General features: G+C 63.8%; 19 protein-coding genes. 9 read left to right on the forward strand and 10 right to left on the reverse strand.

Annotated elements, in window-relative coordinates; all coding sequences use genetic code 11:
• Positions 1 to 257: 257 nt before the first annotated feature.
• Entirely contained in the window at positions 258 to 1,262 is a 1,005-nt protein-coding gene (locus X741_RS165120; protein ID WP_023775885.1) for an Ldh family oxidoreductase, read from the forward strand.
• A 9-nt stretch (positions 1,263 to 1,271) separates the two neighbouring features.
• Here X741_RS165120 and X741_RS165115 read toward each other — a convergent pair whose 3' ends face one another.
• Positions 1,272 to 1,502, reverse strand: a complete 231-nt coding sequence (locus tag X741_RS165115) for a hypothetical protein (RefSeq protein WP_023775886.1) — start codon at positions 1,500 to 1,502, stop codon at positions 1,272 to 1,274.
• Here X741_RS165115 and X741_RS165110 point away from each other — a divergent pair.
• Together X741_RS165110 and X741_RS165105 are read left to right on the forward strand one after the other, a co-directional pair.
• Positions 1,501 to 1,782, forward strand: coding sequence for a hypothetical protein (locus tag X741_RS165110; RefSeq protein WP_023775887.1), 282 nt, complete (start codon positions 1,501 to 1,503; stop codon positions 1,780 to 1,782). The two genes, X741_RS165115 and X741_RS165110, sit on opposite strands and share 2 nt — an antisense overlap.
• Positions 1,783 to 2,064: 282 nt before the next feature.
• Positions 2,065 to 3,042 (forward strand): complex I NDUFA9 subunit family protein, encoded by a 978-nt coding sequence (locus X741_RS165105; protein WP_023775888.1) that lies wholly within the window; start codon positions 2,065 to 2,067, stop codon positions 3,040 to 3,042.
• A 53-nt stretch (positions 3,043 to 3,095) separates the two neighbouring features.
• Here the strand turns inward: X741_RS165105 and X741_RS165100 are convergent, their stop codons facing one another.
• Entirely contained in the window at positions 3,096 to 4,463 is a 1,368-nt protein-coding gene (locus tag X741_RS165100) for a cytochrome P450 (protein WP_023767459.1), read from the reverse strand.
• A gap of 214 nt (positions 4,464 to 4,677) precedes the next feature.
• Between X741_RS165100 and X741_RS165095 the strand changes: the two genes are divergently transcribed.
• The 5 genes from X741_RS165095 (at position 4,678) to X741_RS165085 (ending at position 11,816) form a co-directional block, all read left to right on the forward strand.
• Positions 4,678 to 5,247 carry an NADPH-dependent FMN reductase gene (locus X741_RS165095; RefSeq protein ID WP_023775889.1) on the forward strand — a complete coding sequence of 190 codons (570 nt, stop codon included), beginning with the start codon at positions 4,678 to 4,680 and terminating at the stop codon, positions 5,245 to 5,247.
• An 82-nt stretch (positions 5,248 to 5,329) separates the two neighbouring features.
• Positions 5,330 to 7,156 (forward strand): caspase domain-containing protein, encoded by a 1,827-nt coding sequence (locus tag X741_RS1000000170690; RefSeq protein WP_245272623.1) that lies wholly within the window; start codon positions 5,330 to 5,332, stop codon positions 7,154 to 7,156.
• Positions 7,098 to 8,036 carry a tetratricopeptide repeat protein gene (locus X741_RS1000000170695; protein ID WP_245272624.1) on the forward strand — a complete coding sequence of 313 codons (939 nt, stop codon included), beginning with the start codon at positions 7,098 to 7,100 and terminating at the stop codon, positions 8,034 to 8,036. Before X741_RS1000000170690 ends, X741_RS1000000170695 begins: the two co-directional genes overlap by 59 nt.
• 145 nt (positions 8,037 to 8,181) lie before the next feature.
• Complete coding sequence (gene gyrB, locus X741_RS165090; RefSeq protein ID WP_023775890.1) at positions 8,182 to 10,653, forward strand: DNA topoisomerase (ATP-hydrolyzing) subunit B; 2,472 nt, start codon at positions 8,182 to 8,184, stop codon at positions 10,651 to 10,653.
• Between the two features lie 236 nt (positions 10,654 to 10,889).
• Positions 10,890 to 11,816 (forward strand): membrane protein, encoded by a 927-nt coding sequence (locus tag X741_RS165085; protein ID WP_023775891.1) that lies wholly within the window; start codon positions 10,890 to 10,892, stop codon positions 11,814 to 11,816.
• An 84-nt stretch (positions 11,817 to 11,900) separates the two neighbouring features.
• Here X741_RS165085 and X741_RS165080 read toward each other — a convergent pair whose 3' ends face one another.
• From X741_RS165080 to X741_RS165065, 4 genes are all read right to left on the reverse strand, one after another.
• A complete protein-coding gene (locus X741_RS165080; protein WP_023775892.1) occupies positions 11,901 to 13,298 on the reverse strand; it encodes an NAD(P)(+) transhydrogenase (Re/Si-specific) subunit beta in 1,398 nt (465 codons plus the stop codon).
• Between the two features lie 6 nt (positions 13,299 to 13,304).
• Positions 13,305 to 13,730, reverse strand: coding sequence for a proton-translocating transhydrogenase family protein (locus X741_RS165075; RefSeq protein ID WP_023775893.1), 426 nt, complete (start codon positions 13,728 to 13,730; stop codon positions 13,305 to 13,307).
• A complete protein-coding gene (locus tag X741_RS165070; protein ID WP_023775894.1) occupies positions 13,727 to 15,007 on the reverse strand; it encodes a Re/Si-specific NAD(P)(+) transhydrogenase subunit alpha in 1,281 nt (426 codons plus the stop codon). The genes X741_RS165075 and X741_RS165070 overlap by 4 nt, the downstream gene beginning before the upstream one ends.
• An 86-nt stretch (positions 15,008 to 15,093) precedes the next feature.
• Positions 15,094 to 15,318 (reverse strand): aa3-type cytochrome c oxidase subunit IV, encoded by a 225-nt coding sequence (locus X741_RS165065; RefSeq protein ID WP_013891558.1) that lies wholly within the window; start codon positions 15,316 to 15,318, stop codon positions 15,094 to 15,096.
• Between the two features lie 220 nt (positions 15,319 to 15,538).
• On the opposite strand from X741_RS165065, the gene X741_RS165060 reads away from it, so the two are divergent.
• The gene (locus tag X741_RS165060) at positions 15,539 to 16,354 is read left to right on the forward strand and encodes an alpha/beta hydrolase (protein WP_023775895.1); all 816 of its coding nucleotides are present in this window, start codon (positions 15,539 to 15,541) and stop codon (positions 16,352 to 16,354) included.
• 63 nt (positions 16,355 to 16,417) lie between these two features.
• On the opposite strand, the gene X741_RS1000000167835 is transcribed toward X741_RS165060, so the two are convergent.
• The 4 genes from X741_RS1000000167835 to X741_RS165045 all read right to left on the reverse strand — a co-directional run bounded on the left by X741_RS1000000167835 (position 16,418) and on the right by X741_RS165045 (position 23,599).
• Entirely contained in the window at positions 16,418 to 16,567 is a 150-nt protein-coding gene (locus tag X741_RS1000000167835) for a DUF3096 domain-containing protein (RefSeq protein ID WP_023775896.1), read from the reverse strand.
• Between the two features lie 170 nt (positions 16,568 to 16,737).
• Positions 16,738 to 17,478, reverse strand: a complete 741-nt coding sequence (locus X741_RS165055) for a hypothetical protein (protein ID WP_348625667.1) — start codon at positions 17,476 to 17,478, stop codon at positions 16,738 to 16,740.
• Between the two features lie 185 nt (positions 17,479 to 17,663).
• Entirely contained in the window at positions 17,664 to 19,976 is a 2,313-nt protein-coding gene (locus tag X741_RS165050; RefSeq protein ID WP_023775897.1) for an EAL domain-containing protein, read from the reverse strand.
• A gap of 143 nt (positions 19,977 to 20,119) precedes the next feature.
• Positions 20,120 to 23,599: an indolepyruvate ferredoxin oxidoreductase family protein gene (locus tag X741_RS165045; protein ID WP_023775898.1), complete on the reverse strand. Its 3,480-nt coding sequence runs from the start codon at positions 23,597 to 23,599 to the stop codon at positions 20,120 to 20,122.
• Positions 23,600 to 23,775 lie beyond the last annotated feature (176 nt).

The following is a 23,775-nucleotide window of genomic DNA, read 5'->3' on the forward strand; positions in this document are numbered from 1 at the left end:
TTTTACGCAATTCCGGACGGAAAACCGTGTCACACTTTTCCTGGAATTGCTCTAAAGCCGCAACGTCTTCGCGTCCTCGGACGCGGGCGNCGAACCGCTCTATCTCTTTGTTTTTACGCAATTCCGGACGGAAAACCGTGTCACACTTTTCCTGGAATTGCTCTCGTGAGGAGTGAGTAGCGAATAGTGAGTGGAAGCGGCTCGCCGCATCCTCTATTTACTACCCACCACTCCCTACCCACTTAAAGGCAGCTACGATGCAACTCAGTCTCGACCAGGCAAAAGGACTGTGCCGGATGGCGGCACTCGGCGCCGGCGCCAATGAAGAAGCGGCGCAATCGCTCACCGCCTCGATCATTTCGGCCGAGGCGGAAGGGCTTTCGAACGTCGGGCTCACGCATTTCATCGACTATCTCGAAGCGCTCGAGGCCGGCCGCATCGACGGCAATGCCGATCCGGTGATCACGAGGCCGGCGCTGGCGGTCTATCTCTCCGACGCGCGCGGCGGGCTGGCGCATACCGGTTTCGACCGCACCATCGACGACCTCGCCAAGGCGGCAAGGCTGTTCGGCGTCGCCATCTTCTCGCAGAAGAACGCCTATACATGCGGCGCGCTCGGCTACTTTACCGGCCGGCTGGCGGCGCAGGGGCTGGTGTCGTTCGCCGCCACCAATGGCCCGGCCGTTCTGGCTGGTTCCGGCTCGGTCAAGCCGGTCTATTGCACCAACCCGATGTCGTTCGCCGCCCCTGCCGCCGACGGCGCGCCGCTGGTCATCGACCAGTCGTCGAGCGCCACCGCTTTCGTCAACATCCGCAAGGCGGCCGAGGACAGCAAGAAAATTCCCGAAGGCTGGGCGCTGGACGAGAGCGGCAACCCGACCACCGATCCGGCGGCCGCCATGAAGGGCGCCATGCTTGCCTTCGGCGGCCAGCGCGGCGCCAACATCGCTCTGATGGTCGAAGTGCTGGCAGCCGGCCTGTCGGGTGCCAACTGGTCGCTCGACGCGCCATGGTTCAGCGGCGGCCCGGACAGTCCCGGAACCGGCCTGTTCGTGCTTGCCGTCGAACCCAAGCTGCTCGATCCGGATTTCGAGCAGCGCATGAAGGACCAGCTCGACCGGCTGCGCCGCCGCTATGGTGTGCATGTGCCTGGCCGCGCCCGGGCAGAGGCGGCCGAGAAGGCGCAGGCACGCGGCATCACCGCGCCGAAGGCGGTCGTGCAGCGCATTTCCCAATTCGCCGAGCGCTATTCGGCTGAATAGCCCAATATTTCAGACGGTTACCTGAAGACTGCCGGCGCACGGCGCGGCACGGTGCGTTTTTTTCTGCGCGCTCCTGAACCTTTTTGCGCGTTGCAAACACCCAGCTTTGTCCAGGGCAAGGCGAGCTTGCCCGATCCACACCGGGGGAAACAGCAAACCGAAAGCGAAAGCCTGCTTCTCGCGGAGGATGTCCCTTCGCGCCTCGGAAAACCCAACCGAAATCAAAAGGAAAATTGCCATGACCAACACCAAGATCACCATGCTCACCGCGGTCCTTCTTCTCGGCTCGTTCATGGGCGCCACCCAGGCAGCCACATTGAAGGCCGCTCCGGGGAAACCGTCCACGCCCGGCGTCATCACCGCCCCGAGCGGCGGCGCCACCGAGGACCACTACTGCAAGAACGGCCACGCCAAATTCGCCAATTGCAGCGCCGATTTCGTCGCGGCCTGCAAGAAGGTTGGTGGCACCATGTCGGATGTTCAGGGCTGGGGTGGGCGTACTTGCTTCACGCCCTCCTGATACCGTCTCAGGTCAGGCCGCTCCGTCGGCCCCTGGCTTCGCATGATGTCATCCGGAAAACCCCGCTTCGGCGGGGTTTTCTGCGTCGACGCCCGCATCGGCAAGGCGTTCTGAGGTGTTTTTGTCCTGACGCAATTCCCAAGGAAGAACCGCCTTGCACTTTTCCTGGAATTGCTCGGAGACAAGGGTGACAGCGACGTAGCGTCACCCTTTGCCTTTGGCGCAAAACGGACTATGAAACGGCTTCAGCCAAGCCATCTGGAACGTGCGCCGGAGCCCGCCATGACCGAAATCCTGCAGACCCCGAAGCTCGTCGTCGTGTTTGGCGGGTCCGGCTTTGTCGGCCGCCATGTCGTGCGCGCGCTGGCCAAGCGCGGCTATCGCATCCGGGTCGCCTGCAGGCGGCCTGACCTTGCAGGCCATTTGCAGCCGCTCGGCAATGTCGGCCAGATCCAGCCGGTACAGGCCAATGTGCGGGTGCGCTGGTCGGTTGACCGCGCCGTCCAAGGCGCCGATCACGTCATCAACCTGGTCGCCGTCCTGCATGAGAGCGGCCGGCAGAAATTCTCCGCCGTGCACGAGTTCGGCGCCCGCGCGGTGGCCGAAGCGGCGCGCTCCGTCGGGGCCGGCCTCACCCATATTTCGGCGATTGGCGCCGATCCGAACTCCCAATCGGATTACGCGCGCACCAAGGCGCTTGGCGAAAAGGCCGTGCTGGAGACGATCGCGGATGCCGTGATCTTCCGGCCATCGATCAATTTCGGGCCTGAGGACTCCTTCTTCAACCGCTTCGCCAATATGGCGCGCTATTCACCGGTGCTGCCACTGATCGGCGGCGGCAACAACAAGCTGCAGCCGGTCTATGTCGGCGATGTCGCCGAAGCGGTGGCGCGCTCGGTCGACGGCAAGATCCATGGCGGCCAGATCTACGAGCTTGGCGGCCCCCAGGTGCTCACCTTCAAGGAATGCATGGAAGAGCTGCTCGAGGTGATCGAGCGCAAACGCCTGCTGGTGCCGGTGCCGTGGTGGGTGGCCAACATCCAGGCCTCTATCCTCGGACTGTTGCCCAATCCGCTGCTGACCAAAGACCAGGTGAAGCAGCTGCGCGAGCACAACATCGTTTCCGACGCGGCAACCAAGGCCAACCGGACACTCACCGGGCTGGGCATCCAGCCGCAATCGATCGCGACGGTCCTGCCCAGCTATCTCTGGCGCTTCCGCGCCGCCGGCCAGTTCCAGCAGCGCAAGCCCGCGGCATAAACTGCCGCAACCGATCCAAAGGTCAGGCCGGCACCACCTGACTATTGGCACGCCTAGCGGGGCGTGACCTGCATGGGCAAGCCACCTTGCGGCTGCGTGGTGAGTTTCTGCACCGGCCAGGGCTTCGTTTCAGCGGTCACGTCGAAGCGGAAGCGCGATAGCAGGATGGCGAGCGCGATGATCGCCTCCTGCATGGCGAAGCTGGCGCCGATGCAGACGCGCGGCCCCGCGCCGAACGGCAGATACTGGAAGCGGTCGATCTTTTCGCGGTTTCCCGGGTGAAAACGCTCCGGCAGGAAGGCATCGGGCCTGTCCCAAAGCTTGCGGTGGCGGTGAACGACCCATGGCATGACCAGCACGGCCGCGTGCTTGGGGATATAAAGATCCTTCCACATCTCCGGCACGATCGGCTCACGGTTGATGGATGGCGCCGGCGGATAGAGCCGGAGCGCCTCCTCGAAGGCGGCGCGCGTCAATGGCATGGCGTCCAGCCACTTCGTCGGATCGGCTTCGCGCGCCAGCACGTGATCGATCTCCTGTTCGACCCTGTTGCGCTCCCATGGCGATTCCGCCAAGCAATAAAGCGTCCAGCCGAGTGCGCGCGCCGTGGTCTCATGGCCGGCGCCAATGAAGGTGATGATGTTGTCCTCGACCTCGGCCCGCGTCAGCCCCTCTGGCCCCTCGGCCTTGAGCAGGAGCGTCAGGAAATCCTGCGGCACGGCATCGGGATCGCGCCTGACCTTCTCTTCGCGCATATTGACCGTGTCGGTGACGATCTTGCGGAAATAGGCCATGGTCTTGCGGCCGCGGATGCGGGTGAGCCGCGGCAGCCAGTCGGGCGCGCGCAACAGGTCGAGCGGATCGACACGGCCCATGGTCTCGAACAGACGATCGATCTCATTGGCGAAACTGCCCTGCTCGCCAGCGATCTCGCCGGAAAACAGCGTCTCGGCCAGGATGTCGTAGGTGAGCATCGTCATGTCATGGGCGATATCGGACGTCCCGCCCGCTTCGTAGCGGGTGGCGAACTCGCGCGTGCGCTTCAGCATCGGCTGGGCGAAGCCGAAAATGTGGCGCGGGGTGAACACCGGCGCCATTGCCTTGCGCGACCGCTTCCAGACCTCGCCCTCGGCGGTCAGCAGGCCATCGCGCAGGATCGGGCGCAGGATCTTCTGGCGCACCGTCGCCATCTTGTAGTTCCTGGCATTGTCGACCAGCACATGGCGGATAAGACCGGGGTCGTTGGCGATGACCAGCGGTCCGCCGGCGCCGTTGGCCGAAATCCAGGGTTCGTTGTAGGTCTGCTCGCCCCACAGTTCGAGCGGATTGCGGTAGACGATGCGGATCATCTCCAGCGTCGAAGGCGGCGACGTGCGCGGCTTCGGCGCGGGCGGAACGAATGGGGCGGGCTGCGTGTCCATGAAGTGCTCCGCTGTTCGCCCTCAATGTAGTGACTGGCGATGCGGGCGTCCATGTGGCCGAACGGCAGGACGAACCAGGCCAGCACGAGAAGCGAAAGCAGACGGTTTTGTTCATCCGATCGTGACCGCCGGGCGCAGGCTCCCGCCTTGTCCCTCGCTGCGCTCTGCCGTAGGGACCGTCACCAACGGATACCGCCAATCGAAGGAGCCCGCCTTGAAGCACCAGTTGAACATCATCATCGGCAGCACGCGGCCCGGGCGCGCCGGTCCGGTTTTTGCCGAGTGGCTGGAGGCGTTCGCGCGCGAGCATGGAAAATTCGAGCCGGTGCTGACCGATATCGCTGCGTTCGACCTGCCGGTGCTGGACGAGCCGCATCATCCGAGACTTGGCAACTACCAGAACGACCACACCAAGGCTTGGTCGAAGGCGACCGACGCCGCCGACGCGTTTGTGTTCGTGGCGCCGGAGTACAATTATTTCGTCGCGCCTGCGATCGTCAACGCGGTCGATTACCTCGCGCGGGAATGGAAATACAAACCCGCCGCCATTTTCAGCTATGGCGGCGTTTCCGGTGGCCTGCGCGCGGCGCAGGCGCTGAAGCCGTTACTGACATCGGTCGGAATCATGCCTATCCCCGAAGGCGTCGCGCTGCCGATGTACCAGAAGCTGCTCGACGAAAACCGTGCTTTCAACGCCAGCGAGCAGGTGGCTGGCGGAGCCAGGACCATGCTGGACGAGCTGTCGCGCTGGAGCGAGGCACTGAAGCCGATGCGCGCGGCCTGAACGAGCCGGTTCGAGCCGGCTTGCCCGCGCGATAAAGAGGTGGAATGGTCGGCAAACGACCGAGCCCGGGGGGCGGTTCCACTTGCGTTTGCTGTTTGCCTTGCTGCTGATGCTCGCGACCACCGCCACGGCGGTGGCCGAGCGGCGCGTGGCGCTGGTCATGGCCGACGACGACTACCGGCTGGTCCGGCCGCTCGCCAATCCCGTCCATGACGGCGAGGCGATGGAAGCGGCGCTGAAGAAGCTCGGTTTCGAGGTCGTCCTCGAAACCAACCGGGATCTGCGGCGCATGCGGCGCGCACTCGATGATTTTCGCGAAGACGCCAAGGGTGCCGACGTGGCGCTGGTCTATTTCTCCGGCCATGGCGTCGAGATCTCAGGCGACAACCGGCTGCTGCCGGTCGATGCCGACGCGTCCTCGCTCGACGCGCTGGACAAGACCAGCCTGCCGCTGGAAGAGGTGCGCGACGCGGTCGCCGCCACGGCCAAGGTCGGGCTGATCGTGCTCGATGCCTGCCGCAGCGACCCGTTCTCGGGGAACGGTGGCGAAGGACGCGGCGCCACCGCCATGGCAAAGGATGTCGCGGACAAGGTCAAGCCGGGCCTCGGGCGCGTTGGCCGGGCGGAAAACATCCTGTTTGCTTTTTCGGCCGCGCCCGGCGAGACGGCCGCCGACGGAACCGGCCAGAACTCGCCCTTCACCACGGCGCTGACCAAATATCTCGGCACCGATGGGCTCGAAATCCGCTCCGTCCTGACGCTGGTGCAGCAGGAGGTCTATGATCTGTCGCGCGGCAAGCAGCTGCCCTATGTCGAAAGCGGCCTGCCGAAGCTGTTCTTCGCCGCTACCGCCAGGGAACAGTTGCCGGAGCGCGAACGCCTGCTGCTGGCCATGGCCGACGTGACGCCGGAAATGCGCGGCCAGGTCGAGCAGATCGCCAGCGATGCCGACATGCCGCTGGCGCCGCTCTATGGCGCGCTGATCAGCGCCGACACCAGCCACCTGTCGGCGGACAGCCTGAATGCCCGGCTGCGCGAGGCGGCCGACGCCTTCGTCAAGGTGCGCGCCGAGATGAAGACGCTGGCTGCCGACGATCCGCGGGTGACTGAACTGCGCCGCCAGGCCGAGGAGCAGCTGGCCCTGGGCGCCTTCGGCGCGGCCCAGGCGAAGCTCGCCGAAGCGGTCGCTGTCGACGAGGTGTCGCGCAAGGCGCTGAAGGCGAATTTCGTCGACCGCACGCTGTCGCAGGCCGCAACACTGTTCTTGTCGGCGGGTGCCGCGCGCGCCGATCTCAACTATACGGCGGCCATCAAGGGCTATGAAACGGTGCTGTCGCTGTATGGCGAAGCTGGGCAGACCGCTCTCAACCTGGAACAGGCCGACCGTCAGAGCCGCACGCTGGAGGAACTCGGTCAGCTCCATACGACGGTCGGGAATGTCGAGGCGGCCGGCCGCGCCTTCACCGCCCTGTTGGCCAATCTCGAGCAGCGGTCGCGTCAGGAAGCCGATCCTAGCGTCAAGCGGGATCTCGCCATCAGCCACATCAAGCTCGCCAACATAAAAATGGCGCAAGGCGACCTGCCGACCTCGCTCGAAAACTATGAGGCGGCCAGGGGCATGCTGCAGGCGCTGACCGCAAGCATGCCGGACAAGAAAGACTGGCTCGGTGATCTTGCCATGGCCAATGACAAGATCGGCAACGTGCTGGCCACGCAAGGCGATGTGGGAGCGGCGGCCCAAGCCTATCGAGAGAGCCTGTCGATCAAGCAGAAATTGGCCGATGCCGAGCCGGACAGCGCCTATCGGCTGCGCGACCTGACCATAAGCTATGACGAGATNCAAGCAGAAATTGGCCGATGCCGAGCCGGACAGCGCCTATCGGCTGCGCGACCTGACCATAAGCTATGACGAGATCGGCGACCTTGCCCGCACCGCCGGCCAGTTGGACGACGCCCAGACGGCCTTTGAAGAGAGCCTGAGAATTCGGCTGGTGCTGGCGGGGAACAAACCCGATGACCCAGAGCGCCAGCGCGCTGTCTCGGTCAGCCAGGAGCGGATCGGTGACGTGCTGCGCCAACGCGGCGACGCCGCCGGTGCGCTCGTGGCCTACAGCAGGAGCCAGGCAATCGCCGAGGACCTGGTACGCCGCGACCCCAACGATACCGACTTGAAGCGCGACCTGTCGATCAGTTACGCCAAGATCGGCAATGCGCTCAACGACCAGGAGAACTGGCCGGCGGCACTGGCTTCCTACCGGCAAGCACTGGCAGTGGCGCGTGACCTTGCCGCTGGTGACCCCGCCAACACCGAGTGGCAGCGCGACCTGTCGGTCTGCCTGGAGAAGGTTGCCGGCGTGCTCGACGCCCAAGGCAATACCAGCGAGGCACTGCAAAACTACCAGGACAGCCTTGCCATTGCCGACCGGCTGGCGAAGCTCGACCCAGGCAATTCCGACTGGCAACGCGATCTGTCGATCACCCTGTCGGAAATCGGTATGCTGGAGACCAAGCAGCGCCACTTCGAGGCCTCCAAGAAAGCCTTCGAAGCCAGCCTTGGCATTCGCCAGCAATTGGCCCGGTCCGACCCGAACAATGCGATCTGGCAATTTGACCTGGTGCAGGCCTACATCAACTATGCGTATGTGGCCAAGGATCCGAAGGCGGTGCTGACCAAGGCGCTGAACCTGACGCTGGAGCTCGATCGCACGGGCCGGCTGGCGCCCAGGGACAAACCCACGATCAAATATCTGCGCGGGCTTCTCGCTAAATTCGGCGCCCGAAAAAAATAGCTGGCTGCCGGCTGGGCATTTGGGCCGGAAATGCCTGCAAACCTTGGAAAAACCGCCTTTAGCGCCTATATCTTGTGCATAGCAGAGGCGCGATTCGGGGCCGATTTTTCGCGCTGTACAAGCGGCATCTAGACAACAGGTTTTCATGAGCGACCAGATCGAGAACACCAACGGCGCTGAAGCCGAATACGGCGCCGATTCCATCAAGGTTTTGAAGGGGTTGGACGCCGTCCGCAAACGCCCCGGCATGTATATCGGCGATACCGACGACGGTTCAGGCCTGCATCACATGGTCTATGAGGTGGTCGACAACGCCATCGACGAGGCCCTGGCCGGTCACGCCGACCTGGTCACGGTGACGCTCAACCCCGATGGTTCGGTGACGGTTATCGACAATGGCCGCGGCATTCCGACCGATATCCACACCGGCGAAGGCATTTCGGCCGCCGAAGTGATCATGACGCAGCTGCATGCGGGCGGCAAGTTCGACCAGAATTCCTACAAGGTGTCGGGCGGCCTGCATGGTGTGGGCGTCTCGGTGGTGAACGCCCTTTCGGCGTGGCTGAAACTCAAAATCCGCCGCAATGGCCAGATCTTCGAGATGAGCTTCACGCATGGCAATGCGGACGCGCCGCTGAAGGTGACCGGCACTTATGAACAGGACAAGCAGCCGGGCACCTATGAGGGGCGCAGCGGCTCGGAAATCACCTTTTTTCCGTCGGCCGAGACCTTCACCATGGTCGAATTCGACTTCGGCACGCTGGAACACCGGCTGCGCGAACTCGCCTTCCTCAATTCCGGCGTGCGGATCGTCTTGACCGATGCCCGCCATGCCGACGTGTTGCGGCATGAGCTGCATTACGATGGCGGCCTCGAAGAGTTCGTCAAATATCTCGACCGGGTCAAGAAACCGCTGATCGACAAACCGATCGCCATCAAGGCCGAGCGCGACGGCATTACCGTCGAAGTGGCGATGTGGTGGAACGACAGCTACCACGAGAACGTGCTGGCCTTCACCAACAACATCCCGCAGCGCGATGGCGGCACCCACCTGGCCGGCTTCCGTGGCGCGCTGACGCGCCAGATCACCGGCTACGGCGACTCCTCCGGCCTGACCAAGAAGGAAAAGGTCTCGCTGATCGGCGACGATTGCCGCGAAGGCCTGACGGCGGTGCTGTCGGTCAAGGTTCCCGACCCGAAATTCTCCTCGCAGACCAAGGACAAGCTGGTCTCGTCGGAAGTCCGTCCGGTGGTCGAGGGGCTGGTCAACGAGGCGCTCGGCACCTGGCTGGAAGAGCACCCGACCGAGGGCAAGGTGGTCATCGACAAGGTGATCCAGGCCGCGGCGGCGCGCGAAGCCGCGCGCAAGGCGCGCGACATCACCCGCAAGAGCTCGCTCGGCGTCACGTCCCTGCCCGGCAAGCTGGCCGACTGCCAGGAACGCGACCCGGCGAAATCCGAAATCTTCATCGTCGAGGGTGATTCCGCCGGCGGCTCGGCCAAGGGTGGCCGTTCGCGGCAGAACCAGGCGATCCTTCCCTTGCGCGGCAAGATCCTCAATGTCGAGCGGGCACGCTTCGACCGCATGCTCGGCTCCGACATGATCGGCACGCTGATCACCGCGCTCGGCACCTCGATCGGCAAGGACGAGTTCAATGCCGACAAATTGCGCTACCACAAGATCATCCTGATGACCGACGCCGACGTCGACGGTGCCCATATCAGGACCTTGCTGTTGACCTTCTTCTTCCGGCAGATGCCGGAACTGATCGAGCGCGGCCACCTCTACATAGCCCAGCCGCCGCTCTATAAGGTGACGCGCGGCAAGAGCTCGCAATACATCAAGAACGAGAGCGCCTTCGAGGAATTCCTGATCGGCTCCGGGCTCGAGGAAGCCTCGCTTGCGCTGGGCTCCGGCGAGGTTCGGGCCGGGCAGGACCTGCGCAGCGCCATCGACGATGCGCTGGCCGTGCGCCAGCTCATCAACGGCCTGCACACGCGCTACAACAGGGGCGTGGTCGAACAGGCCGCGATCGCCGGCGGGCTCAACCCCGACGTCTTTGCCGACCTCGGCCGCGCCAATGCGATGGCGGAGCGGGTCGCACAACGTCTCGACATCATAGCCGAGGATACCGAGCGCGGCTGGACGGGGCGGATGTCGACGTCGAACGAAGGGATCGGCGGCTATGTGTTCGAGCGCACCGTGCGCAGCGTCAAGGAATACGCCCATCTCGACATGGCACTGATCAATTCGGCCGACGCCCGCCAGCTCGACCGCTACGCACAGCGCCTCAGCGAGGTCTATGGGACGCCGCCGGTGCTGCGCCGCAAGGATGTGTCCGAAACCGTGTCGGGGCCGCTGGCGCTGCTCAACGCCGTCTTTGCGACCGGCCGCAAGGGGCTGACCATGCAGCGCTACAAGGGTCTCGGCGAGATGAACGCCGAGCAGCTCTGGGAAACCACGCTCGACCCGAATGTGCGCTCGCTGCTGCAGGTCAAGGTCAATGATGCCACCGACGCGGACTCGCTGTTCTCGCGGCTGATGGGCGACGAGGTCGAGCCGCGGCGCGAGTTCATCCAGGACAATGCGCTGTCGGTCGCCAATCTCGATATTTGAGGTCTCGGCAAGCTTTTTTGAGATATTGGCGTGCCCCGGGGCCCGCCAATGTCGGCTTGCACAATCAAAATCATTGAGGAGTTGCCGGAACAGAAGGCCTTCAAAGACATTGTGACAGTGTCGATCACAATTTCTTACAGGAGGCTTTCATGGGACGCGGCATTCTACTGTGGCTGCTCGGAGTTCCGATTCCGATCATCATTCTCCTCATGCTTTTCATGCGATAGGAGGCCTCCATGCAGTCCTCCACCCTATCGGCTGTCGGCGTATCGACTGCAACGGAATCATCCTCCACGGCTGTCAGTTGGGGACCGATCATCGCCGGTGCCTTCGCGGCCTCGACGCTGACCTTCATCCTCATGCTGCTCGGCTCCGGGCTTGGGCTAACGATGGTTTCACCCTGGTCGGGCTCTGGCCTCTCGGCGACCAGTTTCGCGGTATCGACTGCGATCTGGCTGGTCGTCGTGCAATGGTTGTCGTCGGGTGTCGGCGGCTATCTGGCGGGCCGGCTGCGCACCAAATGGGTCGGCATCCACACCGACGAAGTCTATTTCCGTGACACCGCTCACGGCTTCCTCGCTTGGGCATTGGCCACCTTGCTCGTCGTAGGCGTGCTTGGCTCGGCACTTTCGGCAGCGATTGGAACGGGCGTGCAGGCAGCATCCAATGTGGCTTCGGGCGCCGCCATGGGAGCGTCGGCGGGCGCCTCCGCCAATGCCAGCAACGCATCGGCATCGGCCGACAATGCGACCTCCTATCTGGTGGATTCGCTGTTCCGGCCGGCCGATCCGGCCAAGCTCGCCACCGGCAACCCCGGCGATCAGGCCGCCGCGGCGGGGCAGGCCTCGCGCATCCTGATCGCCGGTGCCGTCGCGGGTGAAGTATCCGCGGAGGACAAGACATACCTGTCGCAACTGGTGGCCGCGCGCACCGGCCTCTCCGAGGCGGACGCCAAAACGCGTGTCGATGCTGTCCTGGCCAAGGCGCAGGATGCCAAGGTCAAGGCACAGCAGGCGGCCGACACAGCCCGAAAAGCAAGCGCGACTTTCGCCCTGCTCGGCGCCCTGTCACTCGTCATCGGCGCCTTCATCGCCAGTGCCGCCGCGGCGCTGGGCGGCAGGCAACGCGACGACGAGGAAGCGGTATTTCTCGCGAACCCCTGAACGCAATCGTCCATGGAAACGAGAAGAGCCCGGCTTTGAAACCGGGCTCTTTGCGTGTGTACGTCGAGATTTCTGCCGGCCGGATCAGTGATCCATGGCCTTGACGATTTCCTCGGTCATTTTCTTGGCGTCGCCGAGCAGCATCATGGTGCCGTCCTTGTAGAACAACGTGTTGTCGATGCCTGCATAGCCCGAGCCGAGCGAGCGCTTGACGAACAGGCAGGTGCGCGCCTTGTCGACATCGAGGATCGGCATGCCGTAGATGGGGCTGCTCTTGTCGTCGCGCGCGGACGGGTTGGTGACGTCGTTGGCGCCGATGACATAGGCGACGTCGGCCTGCGCGAATTCGGAGTTGATGTCCTCGAGTTCGAACACCTCGTCATAGGGCACGTTGGCTTCGGCGAGCAGCACGTTCATGTGGCCAGGCATGCGGCCCGCGACCGGATGGATGGCGTATTTGACGTCGACGCCGTTGGCCTTGAGCTTGTCGGCCATTTCGCGCAACGCGTGCTGCGCCTGGGCGACCGCCATGCCGTAGCCCGGCACGATGATGACCTTCTGGGCATTCATCATCAGGTAAGCGGCATCGTCGGCTGAGCCCTGCTTGACCGTGCGCTCGATGCCGTCATCGGCGGCAGCAGTCGTCTCGCCGCCGAAGCCGCCGAGAATGACCGAGATGAAGCTGCGGTTCATGCCCTTGCACATGATGTAGGACAGGATCGCACCGGACGAGCCGACCAGCGCGCCGGTGATGATCAGCGCCAGATTGCCGAGCGTGAAGCCGAGTGCGGCCGCCGCCCAGCCTGAATAGGAATTCAGCATCGAGACGACCACCGGCATGTCGGCGCCGCCGATCGGGATGATCAACAGGATGCCGAGCACCAGCGAGGCAGCGACGATCAGCCAGAACACCAGTTTTGACTCGGTGGTGACGAGCAGGACGATCAGCACGATCAGCGCCACGCCGAGCGCGGCGTTGATGAAGTGGCGACCGCCGATCATTATCGGCTTGCCCGACATGCGACCGTCGAGCTTGAGGAAGGCGATGACGGAGCCGGTGAAGGTGATGGCGCCGATGGCAACGCCAAGGCTCATCTCGATCAGTGCCTGGGCATGGATGTCGCCCGCGGTGCCGATGCCGAAGCTTTCCGGCGCATAGATGGCGGCGGCCGCCACCATGACGGCGGCGAGGCCGACCAGCGAGTGAAAGGCGGCGACCAGCTGCGGCATCGAGGTCATGGCGATGCGGCGCGCGGTGACGGCGCCGACACCGCCGCCAATGGCGAGGCCAAGCACGATCAGGCCGAAGCGCGGGGCGGACGGGGTTGCCAGTGCCAGCGTGGTGGCAATCGCGATGCCCATGCCGATCATGCCGTAGAGATTGCCCTGGCGGCTGGTGGTCGGATGCGACAGACCGCGCAGCGCCATGATGAACAGGACGCCGGAAACGAGGTAGAGGAAGGACGCGAAGTTGGCGTTCATGGCGCTCTACTTGTCCTTCTTCTTGTACATGGCCAGCATGCGCTGGGTGACCAGGAAGCCGCCGAAGATGTTGACCGAAACCAGCATCAGCGCAACGAAGCCGAAGCCGGCGGCAACACCGGAGGCGGCGATGCCGACGGCCAACAGCGCGCCGACGACGATGACCGAGGAGATGGCGTTGGTGACGGCCATCAGCGGCGTGTGCAGTGCCGGGGTCACCGACCAGACGACGTAATAGCCGACGAAGATCGCCAGCACGAAGATGGCGAAACGGAAGACGAAGGGGTCGATGGCGCCGCCCGACAGCGCGTGCGCGGCATCACCCGCCGCATCGGCGCCGGGAGCATTGGCCAAGTTCTGCACCGCGAGCCGGACGGCGGCACTTGCCTGGTCGAGCTGGTCGAGGGCTTTCTGCAGGGTCTGGTCCATCACGCGATCCCTTTCGGCTTCGACGAGGGCGACTTGGGTGCGGCTGCCTTCTTGGGCGCGGCTTTCTTGGACGAAGCGTCTGCGACCATGGTCTTGGCCGGGATCGCGGCCGGCTCGACATATTGGCCCTTTGGCGGCTGCTGGTCGGCCTTGGCGAAGGCCGGATGAATGACTTTGCCGCCATCGGTCAGCATCGTCGCCTTGACCAGATCGTCATCGCGGTTGATGGCGAGCGTCTTCGTCGTCTTGTCGACCAGCGTCTCGAGGAAGGCGAACAGGTTCCTGGCATAGAGCAGCGAGGCGGATGCGGCGACGCGGCCCGGCACGTTGAGGTGGCCGACGATTTTTACGCCATTGGCCGTGTTCACCACCTGACCTGGAACCGCGCCTTCGACATTGCCGCCACGCTCGACCGCGAGGTCGACGAGCACCGAGCCCGGCTTCATCGAAGCGACCATGGCCTCCGACACCAGCTTGGGCGCCGGCCGGCCGGGGATCAGTGCCGTGGTGATGACGATGTCCTGCTTGGCGATGTGTTCGGCGGTGAGCGCCGCCTGCTTGGCCTGGTATTCCCTGGACATTTCCTTGGCGTAGCCGCCGGCCGTCTCGGCGGCCTTGAATTCCTCGTCCTCGACGGCGAGGAACTTTGCGCCGAGCGAAGCGACCTGTTCCTTGGCGGCGGGGCGCACGTCGGTGGCGGTGACGACCGCACCGAGGCGGCGCGCCGTGGCGATCGCCTGCAGGCCGGCGACGCCGACGCCCATGATGAACACCTTGGCGGCAGGAACAGTGCCGGCCGCCGTCATCATCATCGGCAGCGCGCGATCATATTCCGAGGCGCCGTCGATCACCGCCTGGTAGCCGGCAAGGTTGGCCTGGCTGGACAGGACGTCCATCGATTGCGCGCGGGTGATGCGCGGCATGAATTCCATCGAGAAGGCGGTGACACCGGCCTTGGCCAGGGCCGCGACGGCGGCATCGTTGCCGTAGGGGTCCATGATGGCGATGACGGCGGCGCCGGATTTGTAGCCCTTCAGCTCGGCTTCCGACGGCCGGCGCACCTTGAGCACGACATCGGCCTTGGCGACATCCGCGGCCTTGCCGATGGCAGCCCCTGCCTTGGCGAACTCGTCGTCGGGGATGCGCGACCTGGTGCCGGCACCGGTCTCGACGACGACATCGAAGCCAAGTCCGGCCAGCCGCTTCACCGTATCCGGCGAGGCCGCGACACGCGGTTCGTTCGCGTCAAGCTCACGAGGGATGAAAACCGTCTGTCCCACCGCATGATCCTTTCGGCTGGAACCTGTCTGCGCAAAGTGTCGGCCGGGGCGTCCGGCGACGTCAAGGCAAGAGGGTTTTGGAAAGTCTACCGCAGAATGAAAGCGCCAACGGCCATGATCAGGATGAACAGGATGGTCGCCGAGAAGAAGCCGCCAGCGAAGAAGCCGAAAGCCATCGCCAGGAGTATGGCGCCGCAGAAAAGCGATCCGTATTTGGCCAGCATGAGAAAGCCCGCATAGGTGCGGTCATGCTCGGCGTAGTCCATCTTCGCGCCCAGTTCTACAGGACCGCTCGGCGTGTGATCAGCCATAGGAATACCCCTTCGAAGACATCTTTGAGGCACATAGCGAAAAGCCGGGCCAAGAGCAATGGCGCTATTGCCGCATGGCAGCCGACAACTGCCTCAAGGGAAAATTGAAACTGCCAGCATCATGTGTCAGCTCCGTTGAAGCTGCTGTGAGAATTTGGCGGTTCTGGACGTTGTCGCGGGGGAGTATCGTCGCCGGATGAACAGCCGGTGGTGAAGTGCCATGATCACGCCCACACAGACATTTGACTGGAACGACACTGCCATTGCGTGGGGGACCGCCGGCTCAGGCCCTCCGATCGTGCTCGTGCATGGCACGCCGTTCTCCTCGCATGTCTGGCATCGCGTCGCACCGGAACTGGCGCGCGAGCATACGCTGTATTTCTACGATCTCCCCGGATATGGGCGATCAACCAAACGGGATGGCCAGGATGTTTCGCTGGGCATCCAGAACGAGGCGCTGGCAGCGATGCTGGCCTTTTGGGAGCTCGATCGACCCAAGGTCATCGCCCATGATTTCGGCGGCGCCACGGCGCTGCGCGCGCACCTGATCGACGGCCGTGACTACGACAGGTTGCTTTTGATCGACCCGGTGGCGGTGCGGCCATGGGGCTCGCCCTTCGTTCAGCATGTCCGACGACATGAGGCTGCCTTCGCCGGCGTGCCTGACTACATACAGGTGGCGATCCTGAAGGCGTATGTTTCGGGCGCTGCGGCCAGGCCTCTGTCGGACAGCGAACTGGAACCCTACATCGCGCCTTGGACCGGGCCTATTGGCCAGCCGGCTTTCTATCGGCAGATCGCCCAGATGGACCCGCGTTTCACCGACGAGGTCGAACCGCTCTACGGCGAACTCCGCTGCCCCGTCGCTTTGCTGTGGGGAGAGGACGACCGCTGGATATCACCGCAAAGCGGCCAAAGGCTCGCGGCCATGTTGCCGGATTGCGCCTTGACCCTCGTCCCCGGTTCCGGCCATCTCATGCAGGAGGACAGGCCGGAGGCCGTCGTCGCCGCAGCGCTACGCTTCTTCGCCGGCTGAGAGTTGATGCTGACGCAACTCCCAAGGGAAAGCGCCTTACACTTTCCTGAAATTGCGCCGGCTTCAGCCGGCGAGGTGCGGGAACAATCCAAGCAGGCCGGCGATGATCAGGTAGATCGCGACAATGTAGTTCAACAGCTGTGGCATCACGAGGATCAGCACGCCGGCTATCAAGGAGATCAGCGGCGTGAGCGCGAGCGTTGAAACGGTCATATGGGGAACTCCTTTCGACCCTGTCTGGTCGACGACTGTATGGCCCATGCGATAACGACGCGACAGCCGGCGCACATTCCCGGCGCGCCCGCCGTCACCCAGAACGCGGAAACCGCCTGGAAGCTCCACGGATGTCGGGAAAAATCGCGCGCGGCGTCGGTCGCGAGGCCTCAGGCGGCTTCGCGAAAATACTTTGCCGTCGGCAGGATGGTCAGCGGTGCCAGTTCGCCCGCACCAGGCGTCTCGAACAGCATGCGCTGCTCTAGCGGCGTCGAGCGGAAGAAGGGGAACCGGGAGAAGGAGCGCTCGCGGATCGCGTTGACGTTGGCGCGGTAGAGCACGACCTTGTAGTTCAGGCCCGGATAGTCGCGCAATTCGCCGATCTGCTCGGAGCAATAGATGCGGCGATAGAAGCCCGCATGCTCAGGCCGGATGGTGGAAAGGCAGTAGGGCGCATCGAAGTAGAAGCAGGCCATGCCGGCAAGGCGCAGCGTGAGATAAGGGATCTGCGGATAAACCCTCGACCAGTCCGGGTCGGCGGCAAAGCGGCTCGGATCGGCAAAATGGGCGCCGGCGGCAAGCATTGGCCGCAGGATATCACCGTAAACCGTAGTGGAAGGCGACTGCGGCGTCTCGTGGCAGGCATGGTGGATGCGCAGCGTGCTGACCAGGTCGCCGTCAATGTAGATGCCGAACTTCGAACAGTTCTCGGCTTCATCGAGCTCGTCGTGGATAATATGATCCGGATTCTCCGGGACCATGTCGCTCAACCGATAGGATTTGTAGCGCAACCTGTAGATGTCTTCGAGGTCTTCGCCCTTGTCGCAGCGGCGATATTCAGTGCGCTCCAACATCGCTGAGATGTTTCGGGCAAAGCTCGACATGTTGTCGGGCGAATTTTCTTCGCTCACGCCCGCCACCTGGCGAAGCGCTGTCAAATGCGCGTCCATGGACTTTCCCCGTAAATGCCGCCGCGTTTCAACCCTACGACGAGACCACGGGATGTAAAGATGAAAATGATCCGGGCACTGTTTACCGAACGTTAAGGTTAACAATCGGTAAATTTTACTAAAATTAAAAGCATCCGTCCCGCAAACTAGCCGCGGGATGCCCTCTTGGCGCTTTTGATTTCCTTGGCGAAGGGCCAGACCGTGGTCGACATGGTCTCGATACCGGACGCGCTGAGCGCGGAGCCGAACAGGAAGCCCTGCACGAGATCCGGCTTGACCTCGAGCGCCAGGATCTTGAGCTGTTCGAAGGTCTCGACGCCTTCGACCGTTACCGAAAGCCCCAGCGGCCGCGAAAGATTGACGATGCCCTTGAGCAGCTCCAGGGAACGAGAGTTCTGGGTGACGTCCATGAGGAACGATCGATCGATCTTGATCTTGTCGAGCGGCAGCTTGTGCAGATAGCTCAGGCTCGAATAGCCGGTGCCGAAGTCGTCGAGCGCGATGCGCACGCCAATCTGCTTCAGCTCCTCGATGTACTGGCGCGTCAGCGACTTATCGTCGAGCAGCGCCGTTTCGGTGACCTCGATCTCCAGCCGGCCGGCAGCGAGACCGGAGCTCGCCAAGGCATCGCGAACCTTCTGGATGACGTCGCGGCTGCGGAAATCCTTGGCGGAGAGGTTGACCGAGACGCTGGTCTGGTCAGGCCATTTGGAACATTCGGTGCAGGCCGCATGCAGCACGAAGGTGCTGATTTCCGAAATGATGCCCATTTCCTCGGCCAGCGGAATGAAGATGCCTGGTGAGACCGGTCCGAGATCGGGATGGTCCCAGCGGCACAGCGCCTCGCAGCTGGCGATGCGCATGGTGCTCATCGCCACGATCGGCTGGTAGACCACCCGCAGGCCCTTGCTTTCCACCGCGCTGCGCAGGTCAGCTTTCATCAGCTGGCGATTGCGGAAGGCGGCGTCCATCGCCGCCTCGAACAGGCGCCACCCGTTCTTGCCGAGTTCCTTGGCCTTGTAGAGCGCCAGATCCGCCTTGACGATCATGGCATCGACATCGCTGTCGCTGACACGCGACAGCACCGCGCCGCCGCTGGCCTGGATGCGCAGCCCGTGGCCGGCGACGTCCACTTCGCCCTGCAACGCGGCAAAGATCTCGTCGATCTCGATGGTCAGGTGACTCTCATCCTCGATGCGGTCGAAGAAAACCATGAACTCGTCGCCGCCGAAACGGCTGACGGTGATGCCTTGCCCGGCGACGGCGGCAAGACGTTCGGCGACCGCATAGATCAACCCGTCGCCGATGGGATGCCCAAGCGTATCGTTGACACTCTTGAAGTCGTCGAGGTCGAGCACGGCGAGGCCGCAGAGACGCTCACGATCGCCCGAAGCCATCGCCTCGCCGATCAGTTCGTGGAAATAGGCTCGATTGGGCAGGCCGGTCAGATTGTCGTAGCGCGCCATGAAGCGGATCTTGTCTTCCGCCTCGACCCGCGCCGTCACTTCCTCGAAGGTGATGACCCCCAGTTCCTGGCTGCCTTCGCGGGCCGAGAATTCATAATGCTGGCCATTGGCGAGGGACACTAGAACCTTGCGGTCGCGGCCTTCGCGCAGCGCGCGCGTCAGCTGGGCCTCGATGTAGCGGCAGTCCTTCGGCGCCAGCATGCCGCCGGCGACGCCGCGCATCAAGAGACCGTGGATCGATCGTCCGAGCAGCGCGTCGGCCGATTTGAGCGACATCAAATGCGCGGCCTCGGCATTGGCGACCGCCACCCGGCCATCCGGGCCAAGCATGACCAGGCCGTGCGACATGGTGTTGAGCGCCCGGTTGAAACGCTGGGCAAGGCGGTTTGCCTTCTTTTCCTCCGACAGCGCTGCGAAAAGCACCTCGCGGACCAGATCGGCGAAGCGCTTGATGGCGAACAGGAAGGGCGCCGAAAGCAGGCCAAGAATGAAATGGTACGGATCGCCGCGCAGGATGAAGCCGAGAGAGATCGGCCAGGTCATGGTCATGATGAAGATCATCACCATCCTGGGCGAACCATAGTTGCGGCCGGCGATCGACGTTGCCGACGCCAGCGTCACGCAGACCGCGGCGATCTCGGCAAATCCGTCATAGGCAAGATAGATGCCGACGAAACAGAAGGCTCCCAGCATGAAACCATGCATGGAGCCGTACAAAATATAGTCGTTCTCGCGCCGGCGGGCCTCCTCCCAGCTCTTGGGCGTCGGTGCGTGCCGGTACTTGCGGATGTTGCGCAAGCGCAGGAAGGCGACGGTCAGGAAACCAAAGGTCACAGCAAGATAGGCCGGGTCCCTGGTTTTCCAATAGACGAGCACCACCAGCAGGGTCTGGGCAAAGAATCCGATCGAAAGCGTCAGTCCGTCGCGAAACAGGGTTTCCACGAACGGAATGTAGACGTCGACCGGGATCTCGTTCTTTTTTCTCAGATTCACGCCTGAATCCCAACCCTTGGGAGCCAAGCAGTGCCATATTCGCCTTAAGAAACATTTAGAGGAGCGGTCGCCCGCTCGCGGTCAAGGGAGTTGACGCTAGGGAAAGTGGAGAAAATGCGGTTCAGGTAAACAAGCCGTATCCGTCATTCGGCGGCCTGGAGTTCCGGCCGCTTCGAGGCGGCTGACAGGCGTTCGAGGAGCCTTTGGCGCTCTCCGGCGGCCTTTTCGGCGCTGGCTTGCCGGACATGGCCATAACCGCGGATGAGTGCCGGAACCGACACGAGGGCGGTCGCAGCCCCGACCTTGCCCGGCGCCAGCGACTTGGCGACAAGCTCGAGATCGCTCTCATACCGTGCCAAAAGCTGCCGTTCCATACGCCGCTCGCCGGTGTATCCGAACAGGTCGAAAGCGGTGCCGCGCAGCCTCTTGAGCGCCGCCAGCAGGCGAAACCCCTTCATCATCCAGGGGCCGAAGCTCGATTTCCTCGGTTTGCCGTCATTGCCGCGCCGTCCCATGATCGGCGGCGCGAGATGGAATTCGAGCTTTTCGTAGCTCTGGAACTGCTTGCCAAGCTCGGCGGCGAAGGAACCGTCGGTGTAAAGCCGCGCCACCTCGTACTCGTCCTTGATCGCCATCAGCTTGAACAGGTTCCTGGCCGCGGCCTCGGTCACGGCGGTCGAACCGGGCACGGCCTTCGTTTCGGCAGCACGCAGGCGGGCCAGCGTGTCGGCATAACGCTTGCCGTAGGCGGCGTTCTGGTAGGCGGTCAGGAAGGCGACACGGCGGCCAATGATCTCGTCCAGCGTCTGCGCGATCGGGGCGGCCTGCCCGGCCTTGCCCGGCTGCGCGACGAGGCCACGCACGAAATCCGGCTCGTGTGCCGCGCGGCGGCCCCAGCGGAAGGCGGCGATGTTCATCGCCACGGCTTCGCCGTTGAGTTCGATCGCCCTTTCGACCGCCTCGGCCGACAGCGGCAGGCCGCCATGCTGGAAGGCGAAGCCGAGCATGAACATGTTGGCGCCAAGCGAATTGCCGAACAGCGCGGTGGCGGTGCGGGTGGCGTCGAAGAAATGCGCCTTGTCGTCGCCGGCCGCGCTCCGGATCGCCTTCTTCAGCCGCTCGATGGGCAGCGAGAAATCGGCCGAGCGCGCAAACTCGCCGGGCATGATCTCGGCGGTGTTGGCGAGAAAGATCGTGTGACCCTCGCGCACCGCCGTCAGCACCTTCTTGGCGCCCGACACGACGAGGTCGCAGCCAAGCACCAGGTCGGCCTTGCCCGCCGAAACGCGGATGGCATGGATGTCGTCCGGTGCGCGGGCGATGCGCACATGGGTAAACACCGAACCGCCCTTCTGGGCGAGGCCGGCCATGTCGATCATGCCGCAGCCCTTGTCCTCGAGATGGGCCGCCATGCCGAGGACTGCACCGACGGTGACCACGCCGGTGCCGCCGACGCCGTCGATGATCGCCGCCCAGCCCTCGGAGCCCAGCGGGAATTCGGCCGGTGTCGGCACCCCGTCGAGCGGATCGGCCTTGCCGGCCAAGCCTTCGGCCTTCCTGATCTTGGCGCCGTGCACGGTGACGAAGGAGGGGCAGAAGCCGTTGACGCAGGAGAAGTCCTTGTTGCAACTCGACTGGTCGATCTTGCGCTTGCGGCCGAATTCGGTTTCGACCGGCTGGATCGAGACGCAGTTCGACTGCACGCCGCAGTCGCCGCACCCTTCGCAGACCAGCTCGTTGATGAAGACGCGCTTGTCAGGATCGGGAAAGGTGCCGCGCTTGCGGCGGCGGCGCTTTTCGGCCGCGCAGGTCTGGTCGTAGATCAGGATCGACACACCCTTGACGTCGCGCAGCTCGCGCTGGACGAGATCTAGGTCGTCGCGGTGATGGATGGATGCGCCGGCGGGGAATTCGACCTTGCCCGCATATTTGTCGGGCTCGTCGGTGACGATGGCGATGCGGTCGACGCCCTCCGCCCGCACCTGCCTGGCGATCATGTCGACGGTCAGGCCACCCTCATGCGGCTGGCCGCCGGTCATCGCGACGGCGTCGTTGTAGAGGATCTTGTAGGTGATGTTGGCTTCGCTCGACAGGGCGAAGCGGATCGCCAGCGTGCCGGAATGGTTGTAGGTGCCGTCGCCGAGATTCTGGAAGATGTGGTCGCGCTTGGAGAACGGCGCCTGGCCGACCCATTGCGCGCCCTCGCCGCCCATGGCCGTGAAGCCGAGCGTGTTGCGGTCCATCCACAGCGCCATGAAATGGCAGCCGATGCCGGCGGCGGCGATCGAGCCGTCCGGCACCTTGGTCGAGGAATTGTGCGGACAACCCGAACAGAAGAAAGGCGTGCGCGAGCCGATGTCGGTGGCGTCCGCAAGCATCGCCTGGAACTGGCGCAGCTTGCCCACCCGCGCCGAAATCTCTTCCGACGGACCAATGGTCTTCACGATCCGCTCGCCGAGCGCAATCGCGATCTCGTTGGGATCGAGCGCGCCCTTGGCCGGAAACAGCCAGTCGCCGCGCTCATCCTTCTTACCAACGATGACCGGCTGCGAGGCGGTGCCGTAGAGGCTTTCGCGCAGTTGCACCTCGATCAGCGAGCGCTTCTCCTCGACGACGACGATGGTGTCGAGGCCGCGGGCAAAGTCGGCGATGTGGTGCAGATCGAGCGGCCAGGGGCAGCCGACCTTGAACAGCCGCACGCCGATGCGGTTGGCGGCCGCCTCGTCAATGCCGATGTCCTCCAGCGCCTGGCGCACATCCAGATAGCTCTTGCCCAGCGTGATGATGCCGATCTTCGGGCTGCGGCCGCCCGAATAGACGATGCGGTTCAATCCGTTGGCATGGATGAAGGCGGAAGCCGCGGCGCGCTTGTGTTCATGCAGGCGCTCCTCCTGGCCCAGCATGTCGATCTCGTGACGGATGTTGAGGCCGCCGGGCGGCATGTCGAACTCCGGCACGACGATGTTCAGCCGCTCGAGCGAGGCATCGACCGAGGCCGTCGATTCGATATTGTCCTTGACGCATTTGATCGCCGCCCAGGTGCCGGCAAAGCGCGACATGGCAAAGCCGTAGAGGCCGTAATCGATGATCTCCTGGACACCTGCCGGGTTGAGGATCGGCACCATGGTGTCGACGAACAGGAATTCGGTGGCATGCGCATTGGTCGAGGATTCGGCCATGTGGTCGTCGCCCATCAGCGCGAGCACCCCGCCATGCTTCGACGAGCCGGCGAGATTGGCGTGGCGGAACACGTCGCCCGAACGATCGACGCCAGGCCCCTTGCCGTACCAGACGGAAAACACGCCGTCATGGGTGCCCTCGCCCAGCAATTCCGTCTGCTGCGATCCCCAGCAGGCGGTCGCGGCCAGTTCCTCGTTGAGGCCTGGCTGGAAGACGATGTCGGCCCCGGCGAGCTGCTTCTTCGCCTTCCACAGCTGCATGTCGAGGCCGCCGAGCGGCGAACCGCGATAGCCGGAGACGAAACCGGCCGTGTTCAAGCCCGCGCGACGGTCGCGCTCGCGCTGCATCAGAAGCATGCGGATGACCGCCTGCGCGCCGGACAGGAAGATGCGCTCCTTCCCGAGATCGAACTTGTCGTCGAGCGCGACATCATGCAGCGTCATCAGGCATTTCCTCTGCGAAGGCCGCGTGGGGCAGCAGCCAACGTCGGGATCGGATGACGCATCCTTTCTCCCCTTGCAAGGCAGGTCAAACAAAATCGAAGGGACCAGGCGACGCGCAACAAACAGTCCGGCAGGTGCCGGATCGCGCACGAACAAGCGCCCCGATCGTGCGACGA

Source organism: Mesorhizobium sp. LNHC221B00 (genome assembly GCF_000502935.1).
Taxonomy (GTDB): domain Bacteria; phylum Pseudomonadota; class Alphaproteobacteria; order Rhizobiales; family Rhizobiaceae; genus Mesorhizobium; species Mesorhizobium opportunistum.